Raw genomic sequence first — 25892 nt, 5'->3', positions numbered from 1 at the left:
CTGAGGGATCCCCACGAATTTAATTTCATGTGCCTGCGGCCCAGGCCCCGTCGACTATGGAGCTGTACCATGTGAGTGCAGCTTTCCACTGTCGCATAGTGAATCTTATTCGGCAAGCAACAGCTCTCAGGCCGAGATAGTGGAATGACAGCACGCTTCTGGTTTCGGTATTGGCCTGGAAGCGCCGATGTTTATTCGAAGAGACGACCACCATACCCAGTAGTATAGCCACGAGTGACGCTAACGTAGTGAGCAATACCAGGATTGTTAGACGCTGCTTTTTCACGCTTTTATTTTGCTCATAGCCAAGCCCGAACTTGGTACTTTTCATGTCCCTAAAGCCTTCTTCAATCTGCATGCGCTGGCGATAAATAGCCACGACCTGTTTCGATAAGCGTCGATGAGATGCTAGTGATGTCGCCAACAGCCACGGGTCTTTCGCGCCTTGCGCATGGACTTTCGACCGCTTTGAGGCTTTGCGTGTACCGTCTGGATTTGAAGCGTGGCGTCCTTTCGTTTTCTGCTTGAACAGAACTAACGTACAGGCAAAGGGGTTACCTCTAGCTATTTCGCTGTTATCAAAGCGCTTTGGTCGTCCTGTCGCTTGAGCATAAAGGTGACGAATACACTGCCACGAATTTCCTCTATCAAGCGAGTAAAAGTGTGGCTTACGAATACGCCCGACAATATCCCAGCCTAACGCTGATACTTCCCTGAACCAAGGTGATTTATACCCTGCGTCGGTGACGATAATGGGCCGACAGTGTGAAGGTAATATGGCGTGCAAAGTTTTTAAGAATGCCTTGTGCGTAGCTGGTTTCTCTTTGGTCTTGTTGCAGTGAACTTCTTGATAAAGTGTGACGGGTCTACCTTTTAAAGATATTGCCGCGCGTAAAAGAAAATGTGCTTTACGGTCGTCTAAATCTGACCAGTCGATTGAGATAACAGGGCGTGATGTACTGCCACAAAATAGTTGGCATATAGATGCATAGACAAACGGTGTTTCACTTAATAGATGCGGGTTTGAAAGCAAGCGGTCGGCACGTTTAATCCGATGCTTCTCAAAGGCTTTATTGCTAATACCTCGACCTATGCTGGTTACGGTTGCTGCGCTCCCATCAAGAAGGCTTTTCACGCACGCCGTTAGTGCATCCTGACGAGCTTTATGCATTTTATAGCTGACAAGCGATACGACATTGTTCACAATAGATAGGGCATTCATGGCAGTTTGGTCTCGGTGATTTTTGGCGATTGATCTGATCACTAAACACCATGAATGTTCCTATCTTTCTTATCTCACTGATATCGTTATATTATTTGTGGGGATACCTCAGGGTCAGAGTACATTAATTCCCCGGCCATGCTCCAGCGAACATCAAAATGGGGTCAGAGTACTTTATTTCATTAGCTGCCACTGCATTACTCTTGTAAGCGTTAACTCTCTTTGCGTCTTATTGCCAACGTAGAAATGTACTCTGACCCCAATATTTAGAGAAATGCACTCTGACTTCAAAAGCTATTACTTAGCGCATCAATATAACTAGAAAATTGTTTATCATTTCTCGCTCTTGTTAGGGTTATACTTGAAGATATCCAACTAAAAGGAACTGATGATGTCTGAGAGAGTAATATTTGAAGCCACCTTTAACCCTGCGGTAAAAACCTACTGGCTTTTAAGTTTACTGTTGGTGTCGTCTATCACTATAGTAGGTATACCTTTCTTGATTATATCCATCCCCTTGTTTTTCCTGATTAGCGGCAAAATCTTGGCCGCTATGTCTGCTGTTGTGACAGAGCGAAAGCTGGTCGTAAAACGCGGTGTATTTAACAAAGAAGAGAAGTCTATTCCTTTAGAGAAGATTACCGATGTAGCTATGGTCCAAGGACCCTTAATGCGGCTCTTCAATTTATATCTGTTGTCATTCGAAACTGCTGGGCAATCGGCGCAAGGCGCACTGGTTTCACTTATTGGTATCAATGACGCCGACGCATTCAGAGAAACAATTTTGTCGCAAAAAGACAAGTTACTAACAAATACTGGCGCGTTCCCTAAAGACAAAGTTGATCAAAACGATGATTTGAAGTTACTTATTGAAAGCGTTCAACGAATAGAGCAGTTACTAGAGAAAGCGCTAGAAGGAAAACAGTAAACATTCAAGATTAACGCCTTACAGAAAAGCTAACATCTAAAGCACATTTCTTTACTTTTTGGACCTCTAATTCTTTTTGCTGTCAGTATTTTTAGACGGTCTTATTCGATAAAAGCCTTAATAGAATCGACTTACTTTTAGCAATGTGTAGGTTTTTTGGTAAACTCTTGCGAATATCTTTTTAGTCGAAGTAAATAGGACGAACTAATGGCCGTATTCGGTACAGTATTCATGCCAGAAATGGCGCTTGCTACCTTTGTCAACGATCAATGGACTGACACCGAATTTGTCAGTGCTAACAGCATTCAACTTCATCCGGGCGCTCACGTACTCCATTATTCAAGCACATGCTTTGAAGGCTTAAAGGCTTTTAAACATGAAGATGGCAGTATTAACATTTTCAGAATGGATAAGAATATTGAGCGTTTTGCTCAAAGTAGTCGTCTTTTAAACTTGCCTGAAATAGACAAAGCTCAGGTAGAAAAGATGATCATTGATATTGTTGCTAAATACGCATCTGAAGTACCTGAGCCTCCTGGTTCAATGTACATCCGTCCGACTCACATTGGAACAGAAGCATCAATTGGTAAAGCGGCTGCGCCATCAGCTACATCCATGCTGTATGTACTGTTGTCACCGGTAGGTGATTACTTCGCAGGCGGCCTGAAGCCGCTAAGATTGTTATTAGATGAAACCGGTATGCGCTGCGCGCCACATATGGGTATGGTGAAGAGTGGCGGCAACTACGCAAGTGCTTTGCCTCCTATTCTTAAGGCGAGAAAGGAAGTACAGGCTGACCAAATTTTGTTTTGCCCAAATGGTGATGTTCAGGAAACCGGTGCTGCTAATTTCTTACTTATTGATGGTAATGAAATCATCACTAAGGGCCTAGATTCTAGCTTCTTACACGGTGTAACCCGTGCAACTATCCTAGAGATTGCTAAAGACCATGGCATGACGGTTAGTGAGCGTGATATCACAGTTGAAGAATTACTAGAGCGCTCAGCGAAACCTAATACTGAAGCTGCCCTTTCAGGTACAGCGGCCGTCCTTACACCAGTAGGAACTTTTATTCACAACGATAAAGAGTATCAGGTTGGTAACGGCGAAGCTGGTCCAGTGACAATGAAACTTAGACAAGCGTTAAATGATATCCAATGGGGTAAAGCGGAAGATACCCACAACTGGTTAGTAAAAGTGCCAAATTAGACTAAACCGACATCCATAAAAAAAGCCTGCTTAAGCAGGCTTTTTAGTATTTAAGAGGTTTAAGCTTACTTCGCTTGGCCTTGTTTAGCTACTGCATCCATCATTGCTTTAATAGCGTCAGCGTCGCCAAGATACTCTTTAGAAATTGGCTTCAGGTTCTCATCTAATTCGTATACAAGTGGAACACCTGTAGGAATGTTCAGACCTAATACTTCGTCATCTGACATGCCATCTAGGTACTTAACTAGTGCGCGAAGGCTGTTGCCATGGGCGGCAATAATTACGCGTTTGCCGGCTTGGATGTCTGGACGAATGACGTCATGCCAGTAAGGCAATACGCGTTCGATTGTAAGTTTTAGGCTCTCACCACGTGGCAAGATATCAGAATCTACATTGTTGTAGCGTGGATCGTGACCCGGGAAGTGCTCGCTGTCATCTTCTACCGCAGGAGGTGGAATATCAAAGCTACGACGCCAAATTTTAACCTGCTCTTCACCGTGCTTAGCTGCAGTTTCTGCCTTATCTAAGCCGGTAAGCGCGCCATAGTGACGCTCGTTCAGACGCCAGTGACGCTCGACGGGAAGGTAATGTTGACCCATCTCTTCTAGTGCAATGTTAAGCGTTTTAATTGCGCGCAAAAGGACAGAAGTATATGCCTGATCGAATGTAAATCCAGCGTCTTTTAGAAGCTGACCTGCGGTTTTTGCTTGTGCTACACCTGTGTCGGTCAAATCAACGTCGTGCCAGCCTGTGAAACGGTTTTCCAAGTTCCACTGACTTTCTCCATGACGAATAAGTACCAATTTATACATAGTTGAGTTACCTGCGGCGTTTGAGTGAAATAGTCTGAGATACTGCCAGAAAATGGACGTTCAGACGTATATTTAAAAAACTGCTGTTATCATCCTTGATCAGCGTAGAAAAATCCAGTTCAAGCTATCACAAAATCGCAGGTAAGATGTGTATGCGAAAAGCCATTATTGAGGCTTAGATAAAACGCGTAAGATCAGGATGCGCGACTTTTATCCACTCTTGCATGGATGGCTCTTCGATAAAACTGAAGTCTTTAAAATCGAAACCCGGTGCCACAGAACACCCAACAAGTGAATACTCACCCATAGTCGCTGCGGCTTGGAAATTTCCCGCTTTCACAACTTCTACATATTCGTTGTCCCCACCACCGATGCGGCGCTCCCACATTTGTTGATTCTCTAATTGAAATAATTGAAGTGGCGCGCCCTCATAGTGGTTCCATACTTCATCGTGCAGTACTCGATGAAAGCGACTGACCTGGCCTTTTAACAGGAGAAAATAGATATGGGTTAGCGCAGGGCGCGTCTGATTATGAGCATATGATGTAGTCTCGTGTTCAGAACGAAACACTTGACGGTAAAACCCCCCTTCAGGGTGGGGCTCTAAATTGTATTTCTTAACTAACGGGTGTGTCATGATAGCGTCATTATTATTGTTAATCTTTGCTCGACACCTTCAAAAAAATAATTACGAGGACGCAGCAAAGGTTTCTTATTTGGCTTGGTCTTAAAGCATAACCTCTGCGGATTTATAAGAAAATACAATTGTTGCTAAATTGTAAACTGGGTCGACCAGTTTTGAAATAGTTGCAATTCGCCACTTCAATAAAGACGTTATTTGCCCTTGTTTAAAATCTCAGTTATTTCAAATGCTGACTCTTTATGAGTGGCCTTATGAACTACTCGGGTAAAGCTAAATATTGGCCTCTTCTAAAAAGAAATCGGCATATTGTTTTTAGGTGAACTTTTTTTCATGTTTTAGCCGTACAAATACGTACTAAGAGCGAGTAGGTGATATTGCTTTAATTTTTACTAACGTAATCACTTATCATCGTCATTTTAAATTATGAACAGGCAAAGAAGGATGAGAGCGTATGACATATAAGTCTTTTTCGCAGCTTGAGGTTAATGGTAAGAGCTTCAAGGCGGTTAATTTTGACGGTATAGGTAGTAAGTATGCGCTCGACCGGCTTCCGTTCTGTATCAAAATTCTTTTAGAGAACTTGATTCGTCACGAAGACCAAGAATTCGTTAATAGCAGCGATATAGAACAAGTTGCTAAGTGGGATATCGAAAATCACGCTGACCACGAAGTTTCATTCGTGCCGGCCCGGGTTATATTGCAAGATTTCACAGGTGTTCCTGCTATTGTCGACCTTGCAGCCATGAGAGATGCGGTGGATAGGCTTGGGGGAGATGCTCAAGCGATTAATCCGCTAAACCCAGTTGAGCTAGTCATCGACCACTCTGTCATGGTTGATCATTTCGCTGAAGAGAATGCGTTAGAAAAAAATACAGATATAGAGATAGAGCGAAACAAAGAGCGCTATCAGTTTTTGAAGTGGGGCCAGTCTAGCTTCGATAATTTTAAAGTGGTTCCTCCTGGCCGCGGCATTGTTCACCAAGTTAATTTAGAGTATCTAGCACGCTGTGCTTTCACTAAAGAGCAAGATGGGGAAACCTTGGTTTATCCCGATACTTTAGTAGGGACAGATTCACATACCACTATGATTAATGGCCTCGGCGTTCTAGGTTGGGGAGTGGGTGGTATTGAAGCAGAAGCAGCGATGCTTGGTCAGCCAGTTACTATGCTGTTACCTAAGGTTGTTGGCTTTAGGCTTTCAGGTAAATTACCTGCTGGCGTCACTGCCACCGACATGGTGCTAACTATTACGCAACAGTTACGTGAACATGGCGTAGTCGGAAAATTTGTTGAATTCTATGGACCGGGTCTTAAGCATCTGACAACAGCGGATCGTGCCACTATCGCTAATATGGCGCCAGAGTACGGTGCTACATGCGGGATTTTCCCTATTGATGATGTAGCGCTGGATTACTTGCGTCTGACGGGAAGAGACGAAGATCAAATTGCACTTGTTGAAGCCTATGCGAAGTTCAGCCACTTATGGCATGACGACCACTCTAAAGATGCACAGTATCATGAAACATTAGAACTAAATTTAGAGGAAGTCGTTCCCTCTCTAGCAGGCCCGAAACGCCCTCAAGACCGCATAGCGTTAAGCAATGCTGCTGAGGCATTTAATGAGTGGCATCGCTCTCAAATTGACGTAAAAGTGCTCGACGAGGAAACCGATCTCATCGCGGAGGCAGGTCTAGGCACGACCGACGATGTTGACGAAGACCATGATTCTTTTGTGGAATTTAGAGGAAGTAAGTTCAATCTTGAAGATGGCGCTATTGTTATTGCTGCGATCACGAGCTGTACGAACACCTCAAACCCTTCTGTTCTGGTTGGCGCAGGTCTGCTGGCCAAAAAGGCAGCAGAGAAGGGGCTAACGCGTAAGCCTTGGGTAAAAACTTCTCTTGCTCCAGGCTCTCAAGTGGTAACGCAATATTTAGAAGATGCCGGTCTAATGGACCCGCTAGAATCACTAGGCTTTAACTTGGTGGGCTATGGTTGTACAACGTGTATCGGTAACTCAGGCCCGCTGCCAGATGCTATCTCAGATGCGATTAGAAAGGCGAAACTCACCGTCACCTCTGTGCTATCTGGTAACCGTAATTTTGAAGGCCGAATCCACCCAGACGTCGCGGCGAATTATCTCGCGTCTCCACCACTTGTTGTTGCATATGCACTTGCGGGTAATATGAATATTGATATTACTAAAGAGCCGCTTGGTAAAGCGAGTGACGGTGCGCCCGTATACTTGAAAGATATCTGGCCAACCGAAGAAGAGATTCAGCAATACATCGCCGAAAATGTAACAGGCGATTTATTTAAAGAAAAATATGCCGATGTATTTAAAGGCAGCGGCGAGTGGAACGAGCTAGAGGTAAGCAAAACATCGGTCTACGATTGGCCTGATTCGACCTATATCAAGCATCCTCCATTTTTTGAAGTGATGGAGAAAGAGCCTGAGGTATTGACGGCGATAGAGAACGCTCGATGTTTGGTGAAAGTAGGAGATTCAATTACAACTGATCATATATCACCCGCGGGAGCCATTGCTAATGATAGTCCAGCAGGTGAGTATCTTCAGGCAGAGGGCGTTGATCCTAAAGATTTCAACTCGTACGGTTCGAGACGAGGTAATCACGAAGTCATGATGCGAGGTACGTTCGCTAACGTACGTCTTCAAAACCAATTAGCACCAGGCACCCGAGGCAGTGCAACTACCCATTATCCAAGCGGTGATAGTATGTCTATCTTCCATGCGGCAATGCGCTATAAAGAGGAAGGTGTACCTGCTGTGGTTATTGGTGGAAAAGAATACGGCACGGGCTCTAGTCGAGATTGGGCTGCGAAAGGGCCATCGCTTATGGGAGTAAAAGCGGTTCTAGCCGAGAGTTATGAACGCATCCACCGCTCGAATTTGATTGGAATGGGTATTTTGCCATTGCAATTTAAAGAGGGGGATAGCGCAAGTTCTTTAGAGCTCAAAGGTAATGAATCCTTCTCTATTGATGCTGTTGAACGTGGACAGTCTGAGGTAGAGGTAAGAGCTGTTACTGACGATGGTAAAACTACTGCTTTCATGATGGATATCAGAATTGATACATCAAATGAGTTTACGTACTTTGAAAACGGTGGAATTCTGCACTACGTGATCAGGGAATATTTGAAAAAGTAGGTCACCATACAAGCTAAGAAATGCCGTTTATTCAGTTTTGAATAGGCGGCATTTTTATTTGGTGTTAGTAGTAACGTTTTTCGCAAATGATCTCTTTAATATTAGACCCAATAGCCGCTCGTTTTTCACATCTTAAATCTTGTGCGTCAGCGCCATATAAAGACATGTATTCATCCACGTATGGCTCTAACGCTTCTATATAATCTTCCGGCAGCGTTGACTTACCTAGAACGCCTTTTTAATATGATTACTAGAAATGGAATCCGCTCAAAAAAACTGAGCAAAGGTACAGTTCTTTTGAGATTCCATCTTTACACCAAAAAACCGGAGGCTATTCACCGCCTATAATCTGGACCTGTGCTAAGTCGGTGTCACCTTTGATCACTTTGTAAATGGCGTCCTGAACAAGCGTACGCATCCCATCTTTAGCTGCCTGTGATTTCATGTCTGCGACACTCGCCTCTTTATAAACCATAGAGCGAAGCTCCGGTGTCATACCCAATAGTTCATGAACACCGGTTCGGCCTTTGTAACCAGTATTGCCGCACTCTTGGCATCCTTTTGCTTTGTAGAGTTCAAGAGGCGTTTGAATGTTTAGCTCTGACATGAGCTCCCTGCCGTACTGGCGCTCTATAAACGCGATATCAGTCTCGGTAGCGAGGTATTTCTCTTTGCAACTACCACACAAGGTTCTAATAAGACGCTGTGCTAATATCCCCACACAAGCATCAGAGAAGTTGACTGGGTCAAGGCCTAAATCGAGTAGGCGAGTAATGGTTTCAGGGGCAGAGTTAGTATGGAGCGTTGAAAGTACTAAGTGCCCGGTTAACGAGGCTTCAATACCCGCATGAGCGGTCTCTTTATCACGCATCTCACCAATGAGAATAATGTCAGGGTCAGCACGCAAAAATGCCCGTAGCGCAGCGGCGAAATTAAAACCTATCTTGGGGCTTACTTGAACCTGCTGAAGTCCTGGCTGGGTAATTTCTACAGGATCCTCTGCCGTCCAAATCTTCTTTTCTGGCGTATTTAAATAACCCAAAATAGCGTGAAGGGTCGTCGTTTTACCCGAACCTGTGGGCCCTACCACAAGTAATATACCGTGTGGCTTTTTAATCATTTCTTCTAGACGCGCGCGATTTGTTGGCGCTAGGTTCATCTTATCGATCGGCATGGCGCCACCCGACGCCAATATCCGCATCACCACACCTTCACCGGCGACGGTTGGAATTGTGGCAACCCGCACTTCGACCAGCTGCCCGTTCATTCTAAAGGCGAGTTTTCCATCTTGCGGTACGCGCTTCTCCGCAATGTTAAGGTTAGACATGATTTTTATACGTGCAATAACGGCGCTATGGTGAGAGTTAGGCACTTGGTTCATGTCACGGCAGACGCCATCTACCCGCATGCGCACGCGTGTTGGAGCATTTTTTTCCGGGTCGATATGAATGTCTGATGCATTAAGCCTTTTTGCGTCATGTAATATGCGGCTAACCAAACGTACAACGGCAGGCGCGTCGTCTGATAACTCATCAATTTGCTCGTCGCTGTCATCGTTCGATGAGCTTATTTCATCTAGAATATCACTCATCTCACCAGGGCCACCGCCGCCGGTATTTTCACCTAGGTATTGCAGAATTAAGTTAGGAAGGCTCACCGCTATTTCATAACTATCAATACCCATAGCACTTTCAATTTCCATGAGCAGTGCTGCATTATTAGGTTCTGCCATGAGCACGATAGGTTTGTCGTGCGCATCAGCAATAACTGCAACATAGTTCCTTTTTAGGTAAGAGACATTTAGCCGACTTTCGTTTTCAAATCTGTGATATTTATCGGGCAAGTAAGAAATAAAGGGTACTTGATAATGAATAGACAGTGAATTGCCTATTTCGTCTTCGGGTATACGGTACTCAGATACTAGCCGCTGAACAAAAGCCCGAATATCCGGTGTACTTGTTTGAATGTCTTTAAGGGTCGCCTCTTCAAGAAGACTTTTATGAACAAGAAGATCAAAAGGATTATTAGTGCCGCCGAGCTCAAATCTAAACTTGTCGCCGAGAATGAGTGCAAGGGCGCTACCAAGTTTTAAGTCATTCTCAGTGAACACACCATTCACTTTGTTGATAATTTGAATAACGCCCATCAAAACGCCCGCATTCATGATGGGAACGCAGAGAATATTTTGTGTTCTGAAGTCACTGTCTTTGTCGAATCTATCCGCGAAACGAAGGCGGGGATGAATACTTTGTAGCAAAGTGGGGCTATATGGGTCGTCGATAACGACGGCTTTTTGAGATAGTGCAACATACCCAGCAATGGACATTGGGCTGATAGGAACCTTTATCTCAAGTGTTTCCTTACCTGTTTTAAAGCGAGCGACTAAATCCTGGTGTTGACGTCGGCGCTGGAAAATACTCATACGTTGGGCACCGAACAACTCGAGTATAATCGGTTCCAACAACCCGTACGCATCCAAAAGTGTGGAATGGTTATTAAGGATACGTTTTATTTGTGCAAAAGTTTGCTGGTTATTCAGTACTTCCATATTCTCACTTCTAACAAGGACGGCCCGTCCATTTCTAATTATTTATAATTTTCTTCGTAGGGTACTAAGGTATACGCATACCGAGAAAGCAACAATACTACTTATAGACAGTTACATACAGTTATATAGCCTAAAAATATGTGTATAAAAAGCAAACTACCTCTTGCATTGCTCCTTCCTTTCTGTATAATTCGCGCCCACTGCCCAATACGGGCATGAATTTTTAGCCGCGACCTCACTGCTTTTAGGGTGGTTGCCGAAGTAACGGATTTATCATAACTGATTGGGCTGTTGCTGGCGTGCTAGAAAAAAGAACAGGGTTCCGATAGGGAACCATCGGTTTACGCACATCTTTTCTTTCCGGAATTAATGGAAGAGAAAAGGTGAATTTTTTTGTTCTTTCGATTGGAGCTTAATCGATGCCAAATCAAAGAATTCGCATTCGTTTGAAAGCGTTTGATCACAAGTTGATCGATCAGTCTACGGCTGAAATCGTTGAAACTGCGAAACGCACTGGTGCTCAGGTAAGTGGTCCTATTCCTCTACCTACTCGCAAAGAACGCTATACAGTTCTGATTTCTCCGCACGTTAACAAAGACGCGCGTGATCAATATGAAATCCGTACTCACAAGCGTTTGGTAGACATCATCGAGCCAACTGATAAAACAGTTGACGCGTTGATGCGTTTGGACTTGGCTGCTGGCGTTGATGTTCAAATCAGCCTGGGCTAACAAGAGAGGGTTATAACAATGGCGATTGGTCTAGTCGGTCGTAAAGTGGGTATGACTCGCATCTTCACTGAAGATGGTACGTCTATCCCTGTGACTGTTATTGAAGCGACCCCAAACCGTGTTACTCAGCTTCGTACTGAGGAAACTGACGGTTATCGCGCTCTTCAGGTTACTGCTGGAACTAAAAAAGCTAACCGCATCAACAAAGCTGAAGCAGGTCACTTTGCTAAAGCTGGTGTTGAAGCTGGACGCACTCTAGTAGAATTCCGCTTAGAAGATAACGAAGGTGCCGATATTGAAGTAGGCAGTGAAATCACTGTTGAAATCTTTAACGACACTAAAAAGATTGATGTCACTGGTACATCAAAAGGTAAAGGTTTCCAAGGTGCTATCAAACGCTGGAACTTCAGTTCACAGCGTATGACACACGGTAACTCTTTGTCACACCGCGCACCTGGTTCAATTGGCCAAAACCAATCACCAGGTAAAGTATTCAAAGGCAAGAAAATGGCTGGTCAGCTTGGTAACAAGCAAGTGACTACGCAGTCTTTGGAAGTTGTACGTGTTGACGTAGAGAACGGCCTTATCCTTGTAAAAGGTGCCGTACCTGGCGCAACTGGCAACGATGTAATCGTAAAGCCAGCTGTTAAAGCGTAACGTCTGGGGAGTGAACTGATGGAATTAACATTGAAAGACGCGCAAAGCGCTCTTGAAGTATCCGAAGCGACCTTTGGACGTGAATTCAACGAAGCCCTGGTACACCAGGTAGTTGTAGCTTACGGAGCAGGCGCTCGTCAGGGTACAAAAGCGCAGAAAACTCGCGCTGAAGTTCGTGGTGGCGGTAAGAAGCCATGGCGTCAAAAAGGTACTGGCCGTGCACGTGCTGGTACTATCCGTAGCCCAATTTGGGTTGGCGGTGGCCGTGCTTTTGCAGCGAAGCCTCGTGACTTCGACCAAAAAGTTAACAAGAAAATGTATCGCGGTGCGATTAAGAGCATCTTGTCTGAACTAATCCGTCAAGACCGTTTGGTTGTTGTAGAGAAGTTCGGTGTTGACGCACCTAAGACTAAAGCTCTTATTTCTGCACTTAACGAATATGAACTTAATGACGTTCTAATCGTTACTCCTGAAGTTGATGAGAACTTGTTCCTAGCGGCACGCAACTTGTACAAAGTTGACGTACGTGACGTAGCAGGCATCGACCCAGTGAGCTTGATTGCATTTGAGAAAGTGCTAATGACTGCTGATGCGGTTAAACAACTTGAGGAGGCGTTAGCATGAAAGAAGAACGTCTACTGAAGGTGCTAGTTGCACCTCACGTTTCAGAAAAGTCTACAATGGCTGCTGAAGCGAACAACACAGTTGTATTTAAAGTAGCTAAAGACGCGAACAAAGCTGAAATCAAAGCAGCAGTTGAAAAACTGTTTGAAGTTGAAGTTGAAGGTGTTCGTACTGTGAACGTTAAGGGTAAAACCAAGCGTCACGGCATGTCTTTCGGTAAGCGCAGCGACTGGAAAAAGGCCTACGTGGTTCTTAGAGAAGGTCAGGACATCGACTTTGTCGGTGGTGCTGAGTAAGAAGGGGATTAGAAATGCCATTATTGAAAGCTAAGCCAACTTCTGCCGGTCGTCGTCACGTTGTTCAGGTCGTTAATCCTGACCTGCACAAAGGTGCACCTTATGCGCCTTTGCTAGAGAAAAACAGCAAGTCTGGTGGTCGTAACAACGGTGGTCGTATCACGACTCGTCACATCGGTGGTGGTCACAAGCAACACTATCGTGTAATCGACTTCAAACGCAACAAAGACGGCATTCCAGCTAAAGTTGAGCGTTTAGAGTACGATCCAAACCGTTCTGCTAACATTGCTCTAGTATTGTACGCAGACGGTGAACGTCGTTACATTCTAGCTCCTAAGGGTATGAAAGCAGGTGATGCTATCCAGTCTGGTTCGGACGCTCCGATCAAGTCTGGTAACACTCTACCTATGCGTAACATTCCTGTAGGTTCTGTTGTACACGCAATTGAAATGAAGCCTGGCAAGGGTGCTCAAATCGCACGTTCTGCTGGTGCTTACGCTCAGATCCTAGCACGTGACGGAAACTACGTTACCCTACGTCTACGCTCTGGCGAAATGCGTAAAGTTTTATCTGATTGCCGCGCCACCATTGGTGAAGTTGGCAATGCAGAGCACATGCTTCGTTCACTAGGTAAAGCTGGTGCTACACGCTGGCGTGGTGTTCGTCCTACCGTTCGTGGTGTTGCCATGAACCCGGTTGATCACCCACACGGTGGTGGTGAAGGTCGTACATCAGGCGGTCGTCACCCAGTAACTCCTTGGGGTATTCCTACTAAAGGTAAGAAAACCCGAAGCAACAAGCGTACTGATAAGCTTATCGTACGTCGTCGAAACAAGTAATAGCGAGGATTCACCATGCCACGTTCTCTCAAGAAAGGTCCTTTTATTGACCTTCACTTGCTGAAGAAGGTAGAGGCTGCAGTGGAAAAGAACGAACGTAAACCAATCAAAACTTGGTCTCGTCGTTCTATGATCATCCCAGATATGATTGGGTTGACCATTGCGGTCCATAACGGTCGCCAACATGTACCTGTCATTATTAGTGACGAAATGGTCGGCCACAAGTTGGGCGAATTTGCGCCAACGCGTACTTACCGCGGCCATGTCGCGGATAAGAAAGCTAAACGTTAAGGGGTAGGAAGATGGAAGCATTAGCTAAACACCGTTTTGCCCGCACGTCGGCTCAAAAGGCACGCTTGGTTGCGGATCAAATTCGTGGAATGCACGTTGAGAAAGCTCTTGAGCTTCTTGCGTATAGCCCGAAGAAAAGCGCAGCGCTAGTAAAGAAAGTTTTGGAGTCTGCGATTGCTAACGCAGAGCACAACGAAGGCGCGGACATCGACGAGCTAGTCGTTGCCAAGATTTTCGTTGACGAAGGTCCAACTATGAAGCGTATCAAGCCACGTGCCAAAGGCCGTGCTGATCGTATCTTTAAGCGCAGCAGTCACATCACTGTGGTTGTAGCGGATAACTAGGAGTAGATAATGGGACAGAAGGTACATCCTACAGGTATACGCCTGGGTATCAGCAAACCATGGACATCTACCTGGTACGCTAATACTGCAGACTATGCAGATAACCTGTATAACGATCATCAGGTACGTCAGTATCTGACTAAGCAACTTAAAAACGCTTCACTATCTAAAATCGTGATCGAGCGTCCTGCTAAGAGCATCCGTGTGACTATTCACACTGCTCGTCCAGGCGTAGTAATCGGTAAGAAAGGTGAAGACGTAGAGAAGTTACGTAACTACGTATCTAAGCTAGCCGGCGTGCCAGCTCAGATCAACATCGCTGAAGTACGTAAGCCAGAGCTAGATGGCCAGCTAGTAGCTGACAGCATCTCTAGCCAGCTAGAGCGTCGTGTTATGTTCCGTCGTGCTATGAAGCGCGCAGTTCAAAACGCAATGCGTCTAGGCGCGAAAGGTATTAAAGTTGAAGTTAGCGGCCGTTTGGGCGGTGCAGAGATTGCACGTTCTGAGTGGTACCGTGAAGGTCGCGTTCCTCTGCACACTTTCCGTGCGGACATTGATTACGCAACCTCTGAAGCGTCAACTACTTACGGTATCATCGGCGTTAAAGTATGGATCTTCAAAGGTGAAGTTCTAGGTGGTCTACCTACAACTCAAGAGCAAGCACCAGCTGCTCAACCTAAGAAGAAAGGCCGCAACGCTAAGCGAGAGGGCTAATCATGTTACAACCAAAACGCATGAAGTTCCGTAAGATGCACAAAGGCCGCAACCGCGGCTTGGCAGCGGGTAATACTGTTGCCTTTGGTACTTACGGCCTGAAAGCAGTTGGCCGTGGTCGTATGACTGCGCGCCAAATCGAAGCAGCGCGTCGTGCTATGACTCGTCACGTTAAGCGTCAAGGTAAAATTTGGATTCGAGTTTTCCCTGACAAGCCAATTACTGAGAAGCCTCTTGAAGTGCGTCAAGGTAAAGGTAAAGGTAACGTTGAGTACTGGGTATGCCAAATTCAGCCTGGTCGTGTTCTTTACGAGATGGAAGGTGTTCCTGAAAATCTTGCACGCGAAGCGTTTGAATTGGCAGCGGCTAAACTGCCATTTAAAACAACCTTTGTAACTCGGACGGTGATGTAATGAAAGCGACTGAACTGAAAGACAAAAGCGTAGAAGAGCTGAACGCAGAGTTGATTAACCTGCTACGCGAACAGTTCAACCTACGCATGCAGCACACAACCGGTCAGCTTGAAAAAACTGATCAGTTGAGAAAAGTACGTCGTAACATCGCGCGTGTTAAAACCATTCTGACTCAAAAGGCTGATGCGTAATGACTGAGCAAAAAATTCGTACAGTACAAGGTCGTGTGGTTAGCAACAAGATGGATAAAACCATCACTGTTGTAGTTGAACGTTTTGTTAAGCACCCAATTTACGGGAAGTTCATCAAGCGCTCTACTAAGCTTCACGCCCACGACGAAAACAACGTGTGCAACCAAGGTGATGTAGTAACAGTACGTGAATGTCGCCCGCTATCTAAGAACAAATCTTGGATGCTAGTTGACGTTGTTGAAAAAGCTGGCGTTTAATCGCTAACTTTTTTCAAAGTCTTAAAAAAGCCGCTTTCGAGCGGCTTTTTTGTGTCTGTTTAACTCGGCTGGACGAGATTTTTAACCGTCTTATTAGTATCTTTGTCACCTTGAGTAAGAGAGGTGTATAGGTTTACGTAGGCATTAGCCATCTTCGTTATGCTGAATTTCTCTGCTACATGTTGGTATAGCGCATTTCCATACTGATAACGTAAAGTCGGTTGCTCAATTAAACTCACAAGACTTTCTCCAATGGCATCAATATCCCCAGGCGCCACCATTAAGCCCGTTTCTTTATGGGTAACAATCTCAGGAATACCGCCTACGGGGCTAGTTATCACAGCGCGCTTACTTGCCCCAGCCTGCAGTAAAATAACGCCGAGTCCTTCGGCGTAAGCAGGATGTATAACAATATCTACATTGGGGAGTATTTTTGCCACATCAGAAGTGAAACCGCATAGTTTGACATTATCGGCAAGCCCGTGACGCTCAATCAACGATTGATAACTCTCTTCAAGCCCTCCTTTACCAAACAACAAGCACGTTACCTTTTTGTGTTTATGCAGAACGTCGTGCATTGCGAGTATCACGTCTGCTTGACCTTTTCGAGAAATATACTGGGCAAAATTAGCGATTACCGTGTGGTCGCTTGGAATATCAAAGGTATCGTGGAGCCACTGTTTGTTTTTCGAAAGAGAGTATTCGTCTAAATCCACGGCAGAATGTATTACGAGTTGATGTTTCACTCCTTCGCAATGTTTAGCCACCACGCTTTGTACGCCCTCTGAAATACTGATGACAGCATCGAACTGTTTGTATTTATAGTATGAGAAACGTGACTCTAAGTTGTCGACACGACGGGTACAGACAGAAGGAATGCCGGTCATTTTAGCAATTATTGCTCCCCATACGTCAGCGCCTCGTCGACTATGAATATGGATGATGTTGGGCTTAGCCTCTTTTACTATTGAGAGTAAACGTTTGATAAATAGAAAGTCCGTTTCACCCGAATACTTTAAGGCGTGCACGTTACAACGCCCAAGAGGTGCGTTCTGAATCTCACTGTCTTGTGTGCATACTAGATGCTGTCGAATGTTATCGTGCTGTTCTAGCGCATTGATAAGGTAAGTGACCTGTTTTGCACCACCGTATAAATGTCTGCCTAGTTCAACGTGTAAAACACAAGTACTCAAATGTTGTCCTTAAAATTTATTTAATAATTTATATACGGAAGAAGCCTATTTAAGACTTCTTTGGGCGTAACTTCCTTCATACAGTCGAATTTGCCGCCACAGGTTGGCCGCCTTTTACACGGCGCGCAGGATAATTCCTTATAAATAATGTGAGTGTTAGCGCTGTCAGTTTTTATATAAGGGCGTGTAGAGCCAAATATCGCCACCGTGGGTTTATTGAAAACAGTACCCAAGTGAGTGAGTCCAGTATCCACACCAACAAGGGCATGGCATTTCGATGCTATAGCGACCGATTCCTCTAGTGTCAGATTCCCTGCTAACGACACTATGTTTTCTTGTCCAAACGTTAAGCTTTCAGCGTGTGCGGCATCACTTGGTCCACCTAAAATGACAATGGGCATTTGAGTATGCTTTCTTATTTCCTCTAGCAATGTCTCCCAGTGCTCCATAGGCCAATGTTTTTGTGGTCGAGTTGTAAAGGGCGCAATAACCATAAAAGGCTGTGTAATCCCCCTTAATGACAACTTATCAAACGCAGAGGCATTGACCGAGCTTAAGACTCTTACTTGCAGTTGATAGGGCTTTACGTTGTCAGCATTATCTCGCTGTTGCGTATCCGCTATAAATTTGGCTAGGTGACCATATTCACTGCTTATCTCGTCAGACATTGGCTTAGCCGTCACGTGAGTCAGCAGTAAGTGACTATTCTCTTTACTTTTAAAACCAAAGCGAACGGGCGCGCCACTTAAGAAAGCCAACAATGCGCTTTTTAAGAGGCCTTGCGCTTCAACGGCCACCGTAAACCTGTAGCTGCGAAGTTCTTGTCTAAGTTTCCACACTGCCTTAACTAATTGCCAATATTGGCGCCGCTTTGCTAATGCTTTCCATTCGGATTTTGGCCAAGCAATAACATTGTTAACGTGTGGGTGTGCGCTTACTAGCCCAGTGTAGGGAGCTTCTACCAACCATGTTATCTCAATGTTGGGGGCTGTTGACGTGTAAATGCTATTGATACTAGACGGAAGGCCTGAAGCCATTACAATATCGCCAATTGCGCTAAGACGAATAAAGAGAATACGTTGAACCTGTTGCGGCATTAGAATAGGCTTTCAAACACAAATAGAGTTTACTTGAGCCTAGTCAATCATACGTTCACGACAGTTTAATGACAGGCAGTGATACTGACTAATACCAAGTACTCACGTTAATAAACCAAATAAATTTTACCCAAAGGAAGTATTTATGCCTGCTGCCAAACGCAGTGACTACAAACCTAAATTTGTTGAAACGCTTTGTCGGTGGGGGTATTCATGTGTATTAGCACTTCTTATTCCTTTTGCTATCGCGCAACTTGTTATGAGGGGCTCTACAAGGAATAAAGATTATAATCGTCGTCGTTTCGAACGCTTTGGATTTGTTCGCCGTCCACCCAAAGAAAATGGCTATCTTTTTCATTGTGTTTCAGTAGGTGAGGTTGTAGCCGCGTCGTGCCTTATCAAGCGCATAATGCGCCTAGAGCCGGATGCGCAAGTCACTATCACTACCACAACGCCCACGGGGTCAGCACGAGTTCGCGACATCTTCAAAGATACCGTTCATCACTTCTACCTCCCTTATGATCTGCATATGGCAATGGCCGGCATGTTGAAGCGGGTAAAACCTAAAATGGTAATGATTACCGAGGTAGAGCTGTGGCCAAACCTGGTTCATGCGTGCTGGAAACGCCATATTCCCGTCGTGGTCATTAATGCCAGAATGACCGACCGTTCTGCAAAGCGTTATAAGAAGATAGGAAAACTTTTTAATCCTATGTTAGGTAAGCTGTCTCACGTATGTGCGCAGGGACAACGAGATTTTGATAACTATTCCTGGTTGGGTATGGATAACAATAGGCTTACTCTCACTAACAACATAAAGTTTGATCAAGCGAGTTCTGAAATAAACACCTCGAGCCACTTTATTGGAATTAGCCGTGGTGAGCGGCCACTTTTGGTCGCAGGCAGTACACACGAGCCTGAGGAAAAGGCTATTCTTGATGCGGCTTTGGAAGTATGGAAAGTATTACCTTCATTTCGAGTTGTTATCGTGCCAAGGCATCCGGAACGATTCGATACCGTCGCTAAAATTATAGAAAAATACAATCTATCTTTTGCAAGGACTTCAGAGGTTACATCGGTACCTGATGATATCAACGTTATACTTCTCGACGAAATGGGAAAACTCAACCAAGCGTACGCCGTAGCAAGTTTTGCTTTCGTGGGAGGGTCAATTGCAGAACGAGGCGGTCACAATGCACTTGAGCCTGCAGCTTTTTCTTTACCTATTTTGATGGGCCCTCACACCTATAATAACCCTGTTATATGTGAATACCTTCAAAACTGCGGTGCGCTAACGATCGTTGAGAATAGTGCCAACATGGCTTCAGCTTTAACAAGGTGGCTTCAAAAGCCCGACGAGGCTAGTACAGCGGGTAGTGCTGGTAATAAGGTATTACTGGATAATAGCGGAGCGTTAGATGCTACGTTATCGTGTATTTCCAAGTATCTTAAATGACGCGAGAAAGCGTTTTAAATGCCAGGTAATTAACTGTAATTGAATGAAAAACGAACCCCTGAATGGTGCATGGTGTGCACCAAAAGGGATTTCGCAATGAACCAAAGTACAGGTAGAGTTAGTGGGTGAATGTCTAATCCATTGATTTAACTGAGTTAATAAAAGTTGGTGTACCGTTTGCTATAAAGCGTACGACAGCGTAACGACGGTAAAATCAAAATTAAAACGCCCTTGCTAAAAGAGCACTGGGTTACGCGGTTTTCCAGGGAGAGACCTCCTGCCGGTGGGCAGGAGGTTTTCTTACCTCACGACTCTATGTGGTGGCCTTTGTTTGCACTCTCAGTTGTCCCTTCGTCACGCTCAGGCTCAATCAAGCTAATTAAACGCCATCCCGCTTTCGGTTCAATACTGTTTCCATTGATAAATGTATAGCTCTTACCTTCAGCATTTATAGCAATTAGCGGCGTTGCTCTCTCACCATATTGTTTAATATATTGCTCATAGCTAAACTCCTCAGACAGACGCGTTGTCTTAACCTGCGACTCACGGGCTATTGCCGAGGCCAAGTAACCATAAGTGACACCCTCATCAAACAAGGTTAACTTCTTGGCGTATTGTTCACTCACTTGGTGACTAGGGCGCGTGGACTGCTCATTATTCGTCAATGCCCACACTTTATCTTTACCCATTGTATATTCAAAGTGATAAGCAATGAGTGGATTGAGCTGCTTATAGGGCGACATGATAAGAACAGTACCAAACGTGTTTAGGTCTAGGTGTCGGGCGGCATGATCTGACATGGGGTTACCGAAATAGACGGGGATGTCCATCATGCGCGCTTCGCGAATGGCATCCCAGTTAGTATCAGCAATCGTCACATCTAATTTTTGATTTAACATTTCACACGCCAAAGCGCGATTGAACTTGCTTCCACCAAATATTAAATAGCCGGTAGGTGCAGGGGCTCTCACTTTTAATAGTGATGCAACGGTTCGAGAAGTTAAGCTCTGCACCACAACCGTGGCGATAATGACCATAAACACGATGGGGACAATGATACCCGCACCTTCATAACCTATTTCTTCTAGTTTTAACGAGAACAACGCTGATACCGCCGCCGCAACAATACCGCGAGGAGCTATCCAGCTAAGCAAGGCTAACTCGTTTAATTTAAGGCCGGTACCAATGGAGGAGGCCATGACTGATAACGGTCTAGCTACAAACATGATGGCGGCCAGCACTACAACAGAGCCCCAACCAACGTCTATAACCGATTGCAAATTCAAACGAGTAGCAAGCAGTATAAATAGCCCAGAGATAAGCAAGACACTCAAGGTTTCTTTAAACTCAAGTATGTCTTCCACATCAACGTCTTTCATATTGGCAAGTACCATACCGGCAATAGTAACAGCCAAGAGGCCGGACTCGTGTGCTACATAGTTAGATGCAGCAAAGACACCGAGAATAATCGTTAATACGGCAGTGTTGAGTAGGTAATGGGGGATCCATTCTTTTCTGATAGATAGCCCCAGTAAATAACCGGCAGCAAGGCCGAGCACTGAGCCAATACCTACGGTTTTACCAAAGGCAATTAACGTATGTGTAATAGCGGTTTCTTGTGACGCTACGATAAACTCGAACACCAGTACGGCAAGTAATGCGCCGATAGGGTCGATGACTATTCCTTCCCAGCGCAAAATGTTCGCGAGATTGGTTTTAGGTCGAACCGTCCGCAACATGGGAACAATAACCGTAGGGCCAGTAACGGTTACAATTGCTCCGAACAAAAAGGAGAGCTGCCATGACAGGTCTAGACTGTAATGGGCAGCCGTCGCTGCAACAATCCACGTCACCACAACCCCAATGGAACAGAGGTTTCTGACCATATTACCGTGACCCGCAATGTCGCTGAACTTAAGCGTTAATGAACCTTCAAAAAGAATGATGGCTACAGAGAGTGAAACAACGGGGAACAGCAAGTCGCCAAATAAACTGTCTGCGTTAAGTACACCGAAAACGGGCCCCACCACAATGCCAACAATTAAAAGAGGTAGTATGGCTGGAAGTCTAATTTTGTATGCCAAGTACTGACAGGCAATAGACAACAGTCCTACTGAAACGAGAGATAGTAGTGGGTCTGACAAAGGTAAATCCTTAACGTATTAATATAATTCCATCGTATATCAGTCTAAGCATTTGTCATACGGTAATGTTAGGACTAATTTACGTGTAGCAAGATACGCATGATGATCAAGTTTAGACCAGTATGTTCAGGTGTGCAGCGGGTAAAAATTCATTTTCAAATGGGGCAATAAGAATTGCCTATGCTGTTAAATAAACGGTTGAGCTAATGAAGAAACAATATGAATTTACGTGAGTTAATTCTTTAGTTTGATATTATCTTTGACGTAGAGATTATTTTGGAGTGTCTCATTGAGCAATTTATATCGGTTCATGGTTTTATCATTGGCACTTTTGCTAATTACAGCCTGTGCCGTTAATTATCCAACGCCTTTAGCATCGTTGAAAATCAATACCATGGTAACCTTACCTGATGAGCTTGCAGAAACTTCAGGTTTGTTCTGCGAAGAAGAAGGTATGGTTTCGCTGAACGACTCGGGTAACGCCCCACTAATATATCATGTCAATTACCAAGGCGAAGTAACAAAGCGTACGCGGCTGGCGCTTACCAATAAAGATTGGGAGGCCATTACTGCGGATCCGGATTTTTATTATATCGCTGACGTTGGGAATAATAAGGGTAAAAGAGAGCAGGTTGAAATTCATAAAGTGAATCGCCGCAACGTGAATGATATTAAAACGATTACGTTAAAATATGCAGGCAACAACGCTGACAATAATATTCCTTACGCTCATGATTTCGACTCAGAGGCCATGGTCAAGCTTGATAACAAGCTACTTCTATTTTCCAAAAGCTGGCGCACGGGGATAACGCATATTTATGACGTTAACGAGGCAGAGCCGCTTCAGACGTTACGTCCTTTCGCATCTATCGAGGGATTACCTGGTGTGGTAACGGGGGTAGATTTTGACGAACTTCAGCAGCGATTTGTGATAACCGGCTATAAGTCAGACCCTTTCGGCAATTTTGCTACCTTTTTGGCGCAAGTTTCAAAAGCGTTTTTACTTCTTGATATTTGGCCTTTAGATGAATACAAGCAAGTTGAGGGCGTGTGTGTCGATGGACAAGGCCTCTACTGGTTCAGTGAGGAAGCAACCGAAGGGCGCAGAGCATCGCTTTCAAGCGCTCGGGTTGAAGCTAACTAACAAGGTATATCATCGTTATTACATTCCAAATGTAATTCACTCACTGTCCGTCATACTTTCTTCGTTATTTTTTATCGGGTGTTAGTAATATGGCTAATACCCAACCTCCTATTTTCTTGTCTATACTGAGATTGAAGACGTTAACGTTTTAACCAACGATATTTCAAGAGGCAGCGAAAATGCGACGATTTACTCAGTCACTGTTATCAGCATGTATTTGCCCTTGCTTGCTAATAGCGGGCCCGGCGCAAGCCTCTGTAGTTGAAAAAGCGCAAGAATGGTTAAATCAATACGCAGATAGCGACGATACTTTTTCGCTTACCCTTACGAAGAACAAGATTAAATTTGATGGCTGTAAGCAAAAGCAATATCAACTCGCGTTTAGTCAACAAATTGCCCCCATGTTTAATATTGAAGCCATAGTCCATTACAATAAAGGCCTGCTTGATAATGGCGTATTGTCTCAACGGGTAAGAAGTCATGAATTTGAACTGGTAAGTTGGTGGGACAGCGGCGATTATCGTTTGGGCTTAAGCCATAAAGTTAGACCTCGACATGAAATGAGCATACCAGTCGCTGATACCATCCGTCTTCCTACCAGCACATCGGCAGGCATTTATTTAGAAATTCCGTTTAAAGAAGATAAGCATGTGCTGACCATTGGCGCACTGAGGGAATCATGGGAAAGCGATGGTGCATCCTTTCAATTACCTTGGCGTTCTAGCAGAGACAATCAGGTAAAACTCCAATACGCTATCAACTTCTGAACACAATGCGAAGTGAGTTGATTCATCATTCCCAATTCGGGTGAGGGTAAAGCGCTCGTCGTCTCCAATAGTCCGTGTCGAGCGCGTTATTTATGTTGCTTACTTTGAACTCACGTCGCGGCTAATAGCCGCTATAGCTTGAATCTGCTTACTTCAGAGGATAGCTCCTGCGCTAACTCATCAAGCTTGTCGCTCACGCTCACTAAAATTTGTGTAGCATTAAGGGTTTCTTCGCTCGACGCGCTAATATCGTTGATATTGCGACTGATATCTTCAACCACGGTTGCTTGTTCTTCAGTTGCAGTAGCCACTTGCGTATTTACATCGTTTATATGTGCGATTTCTTCAGCGATGTTTTGCAGTAGCGTATCAATTTCAGTAGTGGCAGCAACCACATCTGTAGTGCGTTCACGGCTAGATTCCATCTGTGAAACGGCTGACTTGGAGTCTTGTTGGAATTTATCAATCTTCACCTGAATCTCGTCTGTGGCTTGAGCAGCACGTTGAGCTAGAGTTCGAACTTCATCAGCAACCACAGAGAAGCCTCTGCCGTGATCACCAGCGCGCGCAGCTTCAATAGCTGCGTTAAGCGCTAGCAAGTTAGTTTGCTCTGAGATGCCTCGAATAGTATCTAAGATACCGCCAATTGCCGCTGTATGCTCGTCAAGTGACTGAATCACGCTGGAAACATCTTGTATTTGCTCTGACAGCCCCTGTATTGCATGTACGGCGCGTTGAGTGATTTCTCTTCCTTGGGCCGAATTAGTCGTCGCTAGGTTAGCATTTTGTGCCGCAAGGGTAGCTGATTGCGCGACCTCATTAACCGTGCTGCCCATCTCGGTTAGCGCTGCAGCTGCTTGTAGAGTTTGATCGCGCTGACTTTTTGTTGAACTTTCTGTTTGATGGGATTGCTTGGCTACGTCTTGCGCTGATGTTTTAAGTGCATGACTTGTTTTCGCTACCTGAGAAATGGTGCCGTGAAGGTGGTCTATAAAGTTATTAAACCCTTCCACCAAGCGCGCAATTTCTTTTTGTTCTGGTGTGGGAATACGAGAACGCAAATCACCTTGGCCTTGTCCAAGCTGCTGAAACACATCAGCAAGGGATTCTAAAGGCTTAGTTAACGTGCCCGCAAGCCAAATTCCGATAAGCGCAAACGCTCCTGCAATCGCTAACGCCCACACAATGATCTGACGGCTGCCCGCGTTCAATGACGCATAAAGCTCATGCTCGGGCACTTGAGCAACAACATACCAGCCTGCTTTATCTACATAGGTACTTGCAAACAACTGGGTGTCACCCTTCGAGTCGCTAGTGGCCATAGCAAAGCCCTGGCGATTGAGAAGTTTTCCTGCAGTGTTTGAGTCGCTAAGAGACGCAAGTTTAGCTTTACCCAGCAACTCCGTATTTGGATGTGCGATGATAGTACCGCTGCCGTCAACTAAAAAAACAAAACCGGTTTGCGCAATTTTTACGGCGTTTATTATCCCCAACAATTCATCAACGGATTTAGCAACGCCCGACATACCTCTGCCGTTAATTTGCTGATAGTTCGCAAACAGGCGATAGCCCTGACCAGGCTCGTTATACAGGCTTAAAGAAATAGGCTCTCCGCTGTCTTTATAGGCAAAAAACCATCCGTCGAATTCATCGTTTTTGAGAACCCGTAAAAAGCCCTCTTGATTCCAATATTTGTACGTTGTTCTATCGACAAATGAGGCCACGGTTAAATCGTTGAATTCAACAATATTGTTCAAGTAGCCTAGAAGGCGACGTTCACCAGCGCTGTCGGCACCTGCTGTCGACCATGCAAGAATATCTGGATTTGAAGCGATGCTGTGAGCGACAGTTAGCATTACGCTCGCTTCTCTATCAACACGATTGCCAACTTGTTTGAGAAGTGATGGAAGCTGTAGCTCTTCCATACTTTCTTTAACTAGATCGCGGGCAATCCACTGACTAATTGAACCGACGAGTACGGCAGCCGCAAGTACTGCTACGATAAGAGAAATAATGAGTTTTTGTTTTATACTGAAAGTCATGACTTTCGACCACGTAAGTTAATGCTGAAACTATGAATAAAAGATGACGTGGCATTGCAGGCACAACGACGTCTAATACCGGTCGTTATTACGACGCAGTACGGCGATTTCAATTTAGCGCTGGTTTTTATTATTCTTTTGGCCAAACATGTTATCGGCCT

General features: G+C 44.8%; 25 protein-coding genes. 17 read left to right on the top strand and 8 right to left on the bottom strand.

Features of this window, described 5'->3' with window-relative positions:
• Window positions 1-25: 25 nt before the first annotated feature.
• Window positions 26-1264 (bottom strand): IS4 family transposase, encoded by a 1239-nt coding sequence (locus C6Y39_RS07095; protein ID WP_240618812.1) that lies wholly within the window; start codon window positions 1262-1264, stop codon window positions 26-28.
• Window positions 1265-1613: 349 nt separating this feature from the next.
• Here C6Y39_RS07095 and C6Y39_RS07090 point away from each other — a divergent pair, with 349 nt between their 5' ends.
• Both C6Y39_RS07090 and C6Y39_RS07085 read left to right on the top strand, forming a co-directional pair.
• Complete coding sequence (locus tag C6Y39_RS07090; RefSeq protein WP_105930592.1) at window positions 1614-2150, top strand: PH domain-containing protein; 537 nt, start codon at window positions 1614-1616, stop codon at window positions 2148-2150.
• Between the two features lie 207 nt (window positions 2151-2357).
• Window positions 2358-3359: a branched-chain amino acid aminotransferase gene (locus C6Y39_RS07085; protein WP_105930591.1), complete on the top strand. Its 1002-nt coding sequence runs from the start codon at window positions 2358-2360 to the stop codon at window positions 3357-3359.
• A 65-nt stretch (window positions 3360-3424) separates the two neighbouring features.
• Here C6Y39_RS07085 and gpmA read toward each other — a convergent pair whose 3' ends face one another.
• Complete coding sequence (gene gpmA / locus C6Y39_RS07080) at window positions 3425-4171, bottom strand: 2,3-diphosphoglycerate-dependent phosphoglycerate mutase (protein ID WP_105930590.1); 747 nt, start codon at window positions 4169-4171, stop codon at window positions 3425-3427.
• A gap of 175 nt (window positions 4172-4346) precedes the next feature.
• Window positions 4347-4808 (bottom strand): cupin domain-containing protein, encoded by a 462-nt coding sequence (locus C6Y39_RS07075; RefSeq protein WP_105930589.1) that lies wholly within the window; start codon window positions 4806-4808, stop codon window positions 4347-4349.
• 457 nt (window positions 4809-5265) lie between these two features.
• Here C6Y39_RS07075 and acnA point away from each other — a divergent pair, with 457 nt between their 5' ends.
• The gene (gene acnA, locus C6Y39_RS07070; protein ID WP_105930588.1) at window positions 5266-7983 is read left to right on the top strand and encodes an aconitate hydratase AcnA; all 2718 of its coding nucleotides are present in this window, start codon (window positions 5266-5268) and stop codon (window positions 7981-7983) included.
• A 331-nt stretch (window positions 7984-8314) separates the two neighbouring features.
• Here the strand turns inward: acnA and C6Y39_RS07065 are convergent, their stop codons facing one another.
• Window positions 8315-10531 (bottom strand): GspE/PulE family protein, encoded by a 2217-nt coding sequence (locus C6Y39_RS07065; RefSeq protein WP_105930587.1) that lies wholly within the window; start codon window positions 10529-10531, stop codon window positions 8315-8317.
• A gap of 419 nt (window positions 10532-10950) precedes the next feature.
• Between C6Y39_RS07065 and rpsJ the strand changes: the two genes are divergently transcribed.
• From rpsJ to rpsQ, 11 genes are read left to right on the top strand one after another with little or no spacing between them, the layout of a single operon-like run.
• Entirely contained in the window at window positions 10951-11262 is a 312-nt protein-coding gene (gene rpsJ, locus C6Y39_RS07060) for a 30S ribosomal protein S10 (RefSeq protein WP_010179497.1), read from the top strand.
• A gap of 18 nt (window positions 11263-11280) precedes the next feature.
• The gene (gene rplC, locus C6Y39_RS07055; protein ID WP_025256850.1) at window positions 11281-11919 is read left to right on the top strand and encodes a 50S ribosomal protein L3; all 639 of its coding nucleotides are present in this window, start codon (window positions 11281-11283) and stop codon (window positions 11917-11919) included.
• 18 nt (window positions 11920-11937) lie between these two features.
• Window positions 11938-12543, top strand: coding sequence for a 50S ribosomal protein L4 (gene rplD, locus C6Y39_RS07050; RefSeq protein WP_012516958.1), 606 nt, complete (start codon window positions 11938-11940; stop codon window positions 12541-12543).
• Window positions 12540-12839: a 50S ribosomal protein L23 gene (rplW, locus tag C6Y39_RS07045; protein ID WP_105930586.1), complete on the top strand. Its 300-nt coding sequence runs from the start codon at window positions 12540-12542 to the stop codon at window positions 12837-12839. Before rplD ends, rplW begins: the two co-directional genes overlap by 4 nt.
• Window positions 12840-12853: 14 nt before the next feature.
• Entirely contained in the window at window positions 12854-13678 is an 825-nt protein-coding gene (gene rplB, locus C6Y39_RS07040) for a 50S ribosomal protein L2 (RefSeq protein WP_105930585.1), read from the top strand.
• 15 nt (window positions 13679-13693) lie between these two features.
• A complete protein-coding gene (gene rpsS / locus C6Y39_RS07035; RefSeq protein WP_012516961.1) occupies window positions 13694-13969 on the top strand; it encodes a 30S ribosomal protein S19 in 276 nt (91 codons plus the stop codon).
• Between the two features lie 11 nt (window positions 13970-13980).
• A complete protein-coding gene (rplV, locus tag C6Y39_RS07030; RefSeq protein ID WP_105930584.1) occupies window positions 13981-14313 on the top strand; it encodes a 50S ribosomal protein L22 in 333 nt (110 codons plus the stop codon).
• Between the two features lie 9 nt (window positions 14314-14322).
• The gene (gene rpsC / locus C6Y39_RS07025; protein ID WP_014947978.1) at window positions 14323-15027 is read left to right on the top strand and encodes a 30S ribosomal protein S3; all 705 of its coding nucleotides are present in this window, start codon (window positions 14323-14325) and stop codon (window positions 15025-15027) included.
• A 2-nt stretch (window positions 15028-15029) separates the two neighbouring features.
• The gene (gene rplP / locus C6Y39_RS07020; RefSeq protein ID WP_014947979.1) at window positions 15030-15440 is read left to right on the top strand and encodes a 50S ribosomal protein L16; all 411 of its coding nucleotides are present in this window, start codon (window positions 15030-15032) and stop codon (window positions 15438-15440) included.
• Complete coding sequence (rpmC, locus tag C6Y39_RS07015; protein WP_012516965.1) at window positions 15440-15631, top strand: 50S ribosomal protein L29; 192 nt, start codon at window positions 15440-15442, stop codon at window positions 15629-15631. Before rplP ends, rpmC begins: the two co-directional genes overlap by 1 nt.
• Window positions 15631-15888 carry a 30S ribosomal protein S17 gene (gene rpsQ / locus C6Y39_RS07010; protein ID WP_012516966.1) on the top strand — a complete coding sequence of 86 codons (258 nt, stop codon included), beginning with the start codon at window positions 15631-15633 and terminating at the stop codon, window positions 15886-15888. Before rpmC ends, rpsQ begins: the two co-directional genes overlap by 1 nt.
• A gap of 59 nt (window positions 15889-15947) precedes the next feature.
• Here rpsQ and C6Y39_RS07005 read toward each other — a convergent pair whose 3' ends face one another.
• Together C6Y39_RS07005 and C6Y39_RS07000 are read right to left on the bottom strand one after the other, a co-directional pair.
• Window positions 15948-17081, bottom strand: a complete 1134-nt coding sequence (locus C6Y39_RS07005; RefSeq protein ID WP_105930583.1) for a glycosyltransferase — start codon at window positions 17079-17081, stop codon at window positions 15948-15950.
• 20 nt (window positions 17082-17101) lie between these two features.
• On the bottom strand, window positions 17102-18178 hold the full coding sequence (locus tag C6Y39_RS07000; protein WP_105930582.1) for a glycosyltransferase family 9 protein: 1077 nt from the start codon (window positions 18176-18178) through the stop codon (window positions 17102-17104).
• Window positions 18179-18323: 145 nt separating this feature from the next.
• Between C6Y39_RS07000 and C6Y39_RS06995 the strand changes: the two genes are divergently transcribed.
• Entirely contained in the window at window positions 18324-19634 is a 1311-nt protein-coding gene (locus C6Y39_RS06995; RefSeq protein ID WP_105930581.1) for a 3-deoxy-D-manno-octulosonic acid transferase, read from the top strand.
• 305 nt (window positions 19635-19939) lie between these two features.
• Here C6Y39_RS06995 and C6Y39_RS06990 read toward each other — a convergent pair whose 3' ends face one another.
• A complete protein-coding gene (locus tag C6Y39_RS06990; protein WP_105930580.1) occupies window positions 19940-21778 on the bottom strand; it encodes a cation:proton antiporter in 1839 nt (612 codons plus the stop codon).
• 289 nt (window positions 21779-22067) lie between these two features.
• On the opposite strand from C6Y39_RS06990, the gene C6Y39_RS06985 reads away from it, so the two are divergent.
• Both C6Y39_RS06985 and C6Y39_RS06980 read left to right on the top strand, forming a co-directional pair.
• A complete protein-coding gene (locus C6Y39_RS06985) occupies window positions 22068-22922 on the top strand; it encodes a hypothetical protein (protein ID WP_105930579.1) in 855 nt (284 codons plus the stop codon).
• Window positions 22923-23101: 179 nt separating this feature from the next.
• Window positions 23102-23689: a hypothetical protein gene (locus tag C6Y39_RS06980; protein WP_105930578.1), complete on the top strand. Its 588-nt coding sequence runs from the start codon at window positions 23102-23104 to the stop codon at window positions 23687-23689.
• A 131-nt stretch (window positions 23690-23820) separates the two neighbouring features.
• On the opposite strand, the gene C6Y39_RS06975 is transcribed toward C6Y39_RS06980, so the two are convergent.
• Window positions 23821-25731, bottom strand: coding sequence for a methyl-accepting chemotaxis protein (locus tag C6Y39_RS06975; RefSeq protein WP_105930577.1), 1911 nt, complete (start codon window positions 25729-25731; stop codon window positions 23821-23823).
• Window positions 25732-25892 lie beyond the last annotated feature (161 nt).

Source organism: Alteromonas gracilis, assembly GCF_002993325.1.
Lineage (GTDB): Bacteria > Pseudomonadota > Gammaproteobacteria > Enterobacterales > Alteromonadaceae > Alteromonas > Alteromonas gracilis.
The sequence above is the reverse complement of the archived record's forward strand: the minus strand, read 5'-3'. Positions and strand labels throughout refer to the sequence as shown.

What these genes read in the sequence shown, in the direction of transcription:
- rpsS (WP_012516961.1), top strand. Translation starts at nt 13,694, where the DNA reads ATGCCACGTTCTCTCAAGAAAGGTCCTTTTATTGACCTTCACTTGCTG.
- C6Y39_RS06995 (WP_105930581.1), top strand. Translation starts at nt 18,324, where the DNA reads ATGCCTGCTGCCAAACGCAGTGACTACAAACCTAAATTTGTTGAAACG.
- rpsJ (WP_010179497.1), top strand. Translation starts at nt 10,951, where the DNA reads ATGCCAAATCAAAGAATTCGCATTCGTTTGAAAGCGTTTGATCACAAG.
- rpsQ (WP_012516966.1), top strand. Translation starts at nt 15,631, where the DNA reads ATGACTGAGCAAAAAATTCGTACAGTACAAGGTCGTGTGGTTAGCAAC.
- rpsC (WP_014947978.1), top strand. Translation starts at nt 14,323, where the DNA reads ATGGGACAGAAGGTACATCCTACAGGTATACGCCTGGGTATCAGCAAA.
- C6Y39_RS07090 (WP_105930592.1), top strand. Translation starts at nt 1,614, where the DNA reads ATGTCTGAGAGAGTAATATTTGAAGCCACCTTTAACCCTGCGGTAAAA.
- C6Y39_RS06975 (WP_105930577.1), bottom strand. Translation starts at nt 25,731, where the DNA reads ATGACTTTCAGTATAAAACAAAAACTCATTATTTCTCTTATCGTAGCA.
- C6Y39_RS07085 (WP_105930591.1), top strand. Translation starts at nt 2,358, where the DNA reads ATGGCCGTATTCGGTACAGTATTCATGCCAGAAATGGCGCTTGCTACC.
- gpmA (WP_105930590.1), bottom strand. Translation starts at nt 4,171, where the DNA reads ATGTATAAATTGGTACTTATTCGTCATGGAGAAAGTCAGTGGAACTTG.
- C6Y39_RS06980 (WP_105930578.1), top strand. Translation starts at nt 23,102, where the DNA reads ATGCGACGATTTACTCAGTCACTGTTATCAGCATGTATTTGCCCTTGC.
- rpmC (WP_012516965.1), top strand. Translation starts at nt 15,440, where the DNA reads ATGAAAGCGACTGAACTGAAAGACAAAAGCGTAGAAGAGCTGAACGCA.
- rplC (WP_025256850.1), top strand. Translation starts at nt 11,281, where the DNA reads ATGGCGATTGGTCTAGTCGGTCGTAAAGTGGGTATGACTCGCATCTTC.
- rplD (WP_012516958.1), top strand. Translation starts at nt 11,938, where the DNA reads ATGGAATTAACATTGAAAGACGCGCAAAGCGCTCTTGAAGTATCCGAA.
- rplP (WP_014947979.1), top strand. Translation starts at nt 15,030, where the DNA reads ATGTTACAACCAAAACGCATGAAGTTCCGTAAGATGCACAAAGGCCGC.
- rplV (WP_105930584.1), top strand. Translation starts at nt 13,981, where the DNA reads ATGGAAGCATTAGCTAAACACCGTTTTGCCCGCACGTCGGCTCAAAAG.
- rplW (WP_105930586.1), top strand. Translation starts at nt 12,540, where the DNA reads ATGAAAGAAGAACGTCTACTGAAGGTGCTAGTTGCACCTCACGTTTCA.
- C6Y39_RS07065 (WP_105930587.1), bottom strand. Translation starts at nt 10,531, where the DNA reads ATGGAAGTACTGAATAACCAGCAAACTTTTGCACAAATAAAACGTATC.
- C6Y39_RS07000 (WP_105930582.1), bottom strand. Translation starts at nt 18,178, where the DNA reads ATGCCGCAACAGGTTCAACGTATTCTCTTTATTCGTCTTAGCGCAATT.
- C6Y39_RS07075 (WP_105930589.1), bottom strand. Translation starts at nt 4,808, where the DNA reads ATGACACACCCGTTAGTTAAGAAATACAATTTAGAGCCCCACCCTGAA.
- acnA (WP_105930588.1), top strand. Translation starts at nt 5,266, where the DNA reads ATGACATATAAGTCTTTTTCGCAGCTTGAGGTTAATGGTAAGAGCTTC.
- rplB (WP_105930585.1), top strand. Translation starts at nt 12,854, where the DNA reads ATGCCATTATTGAAAGCTAAGCCAACTTCTGCCGGTCGTCGTCACGTT.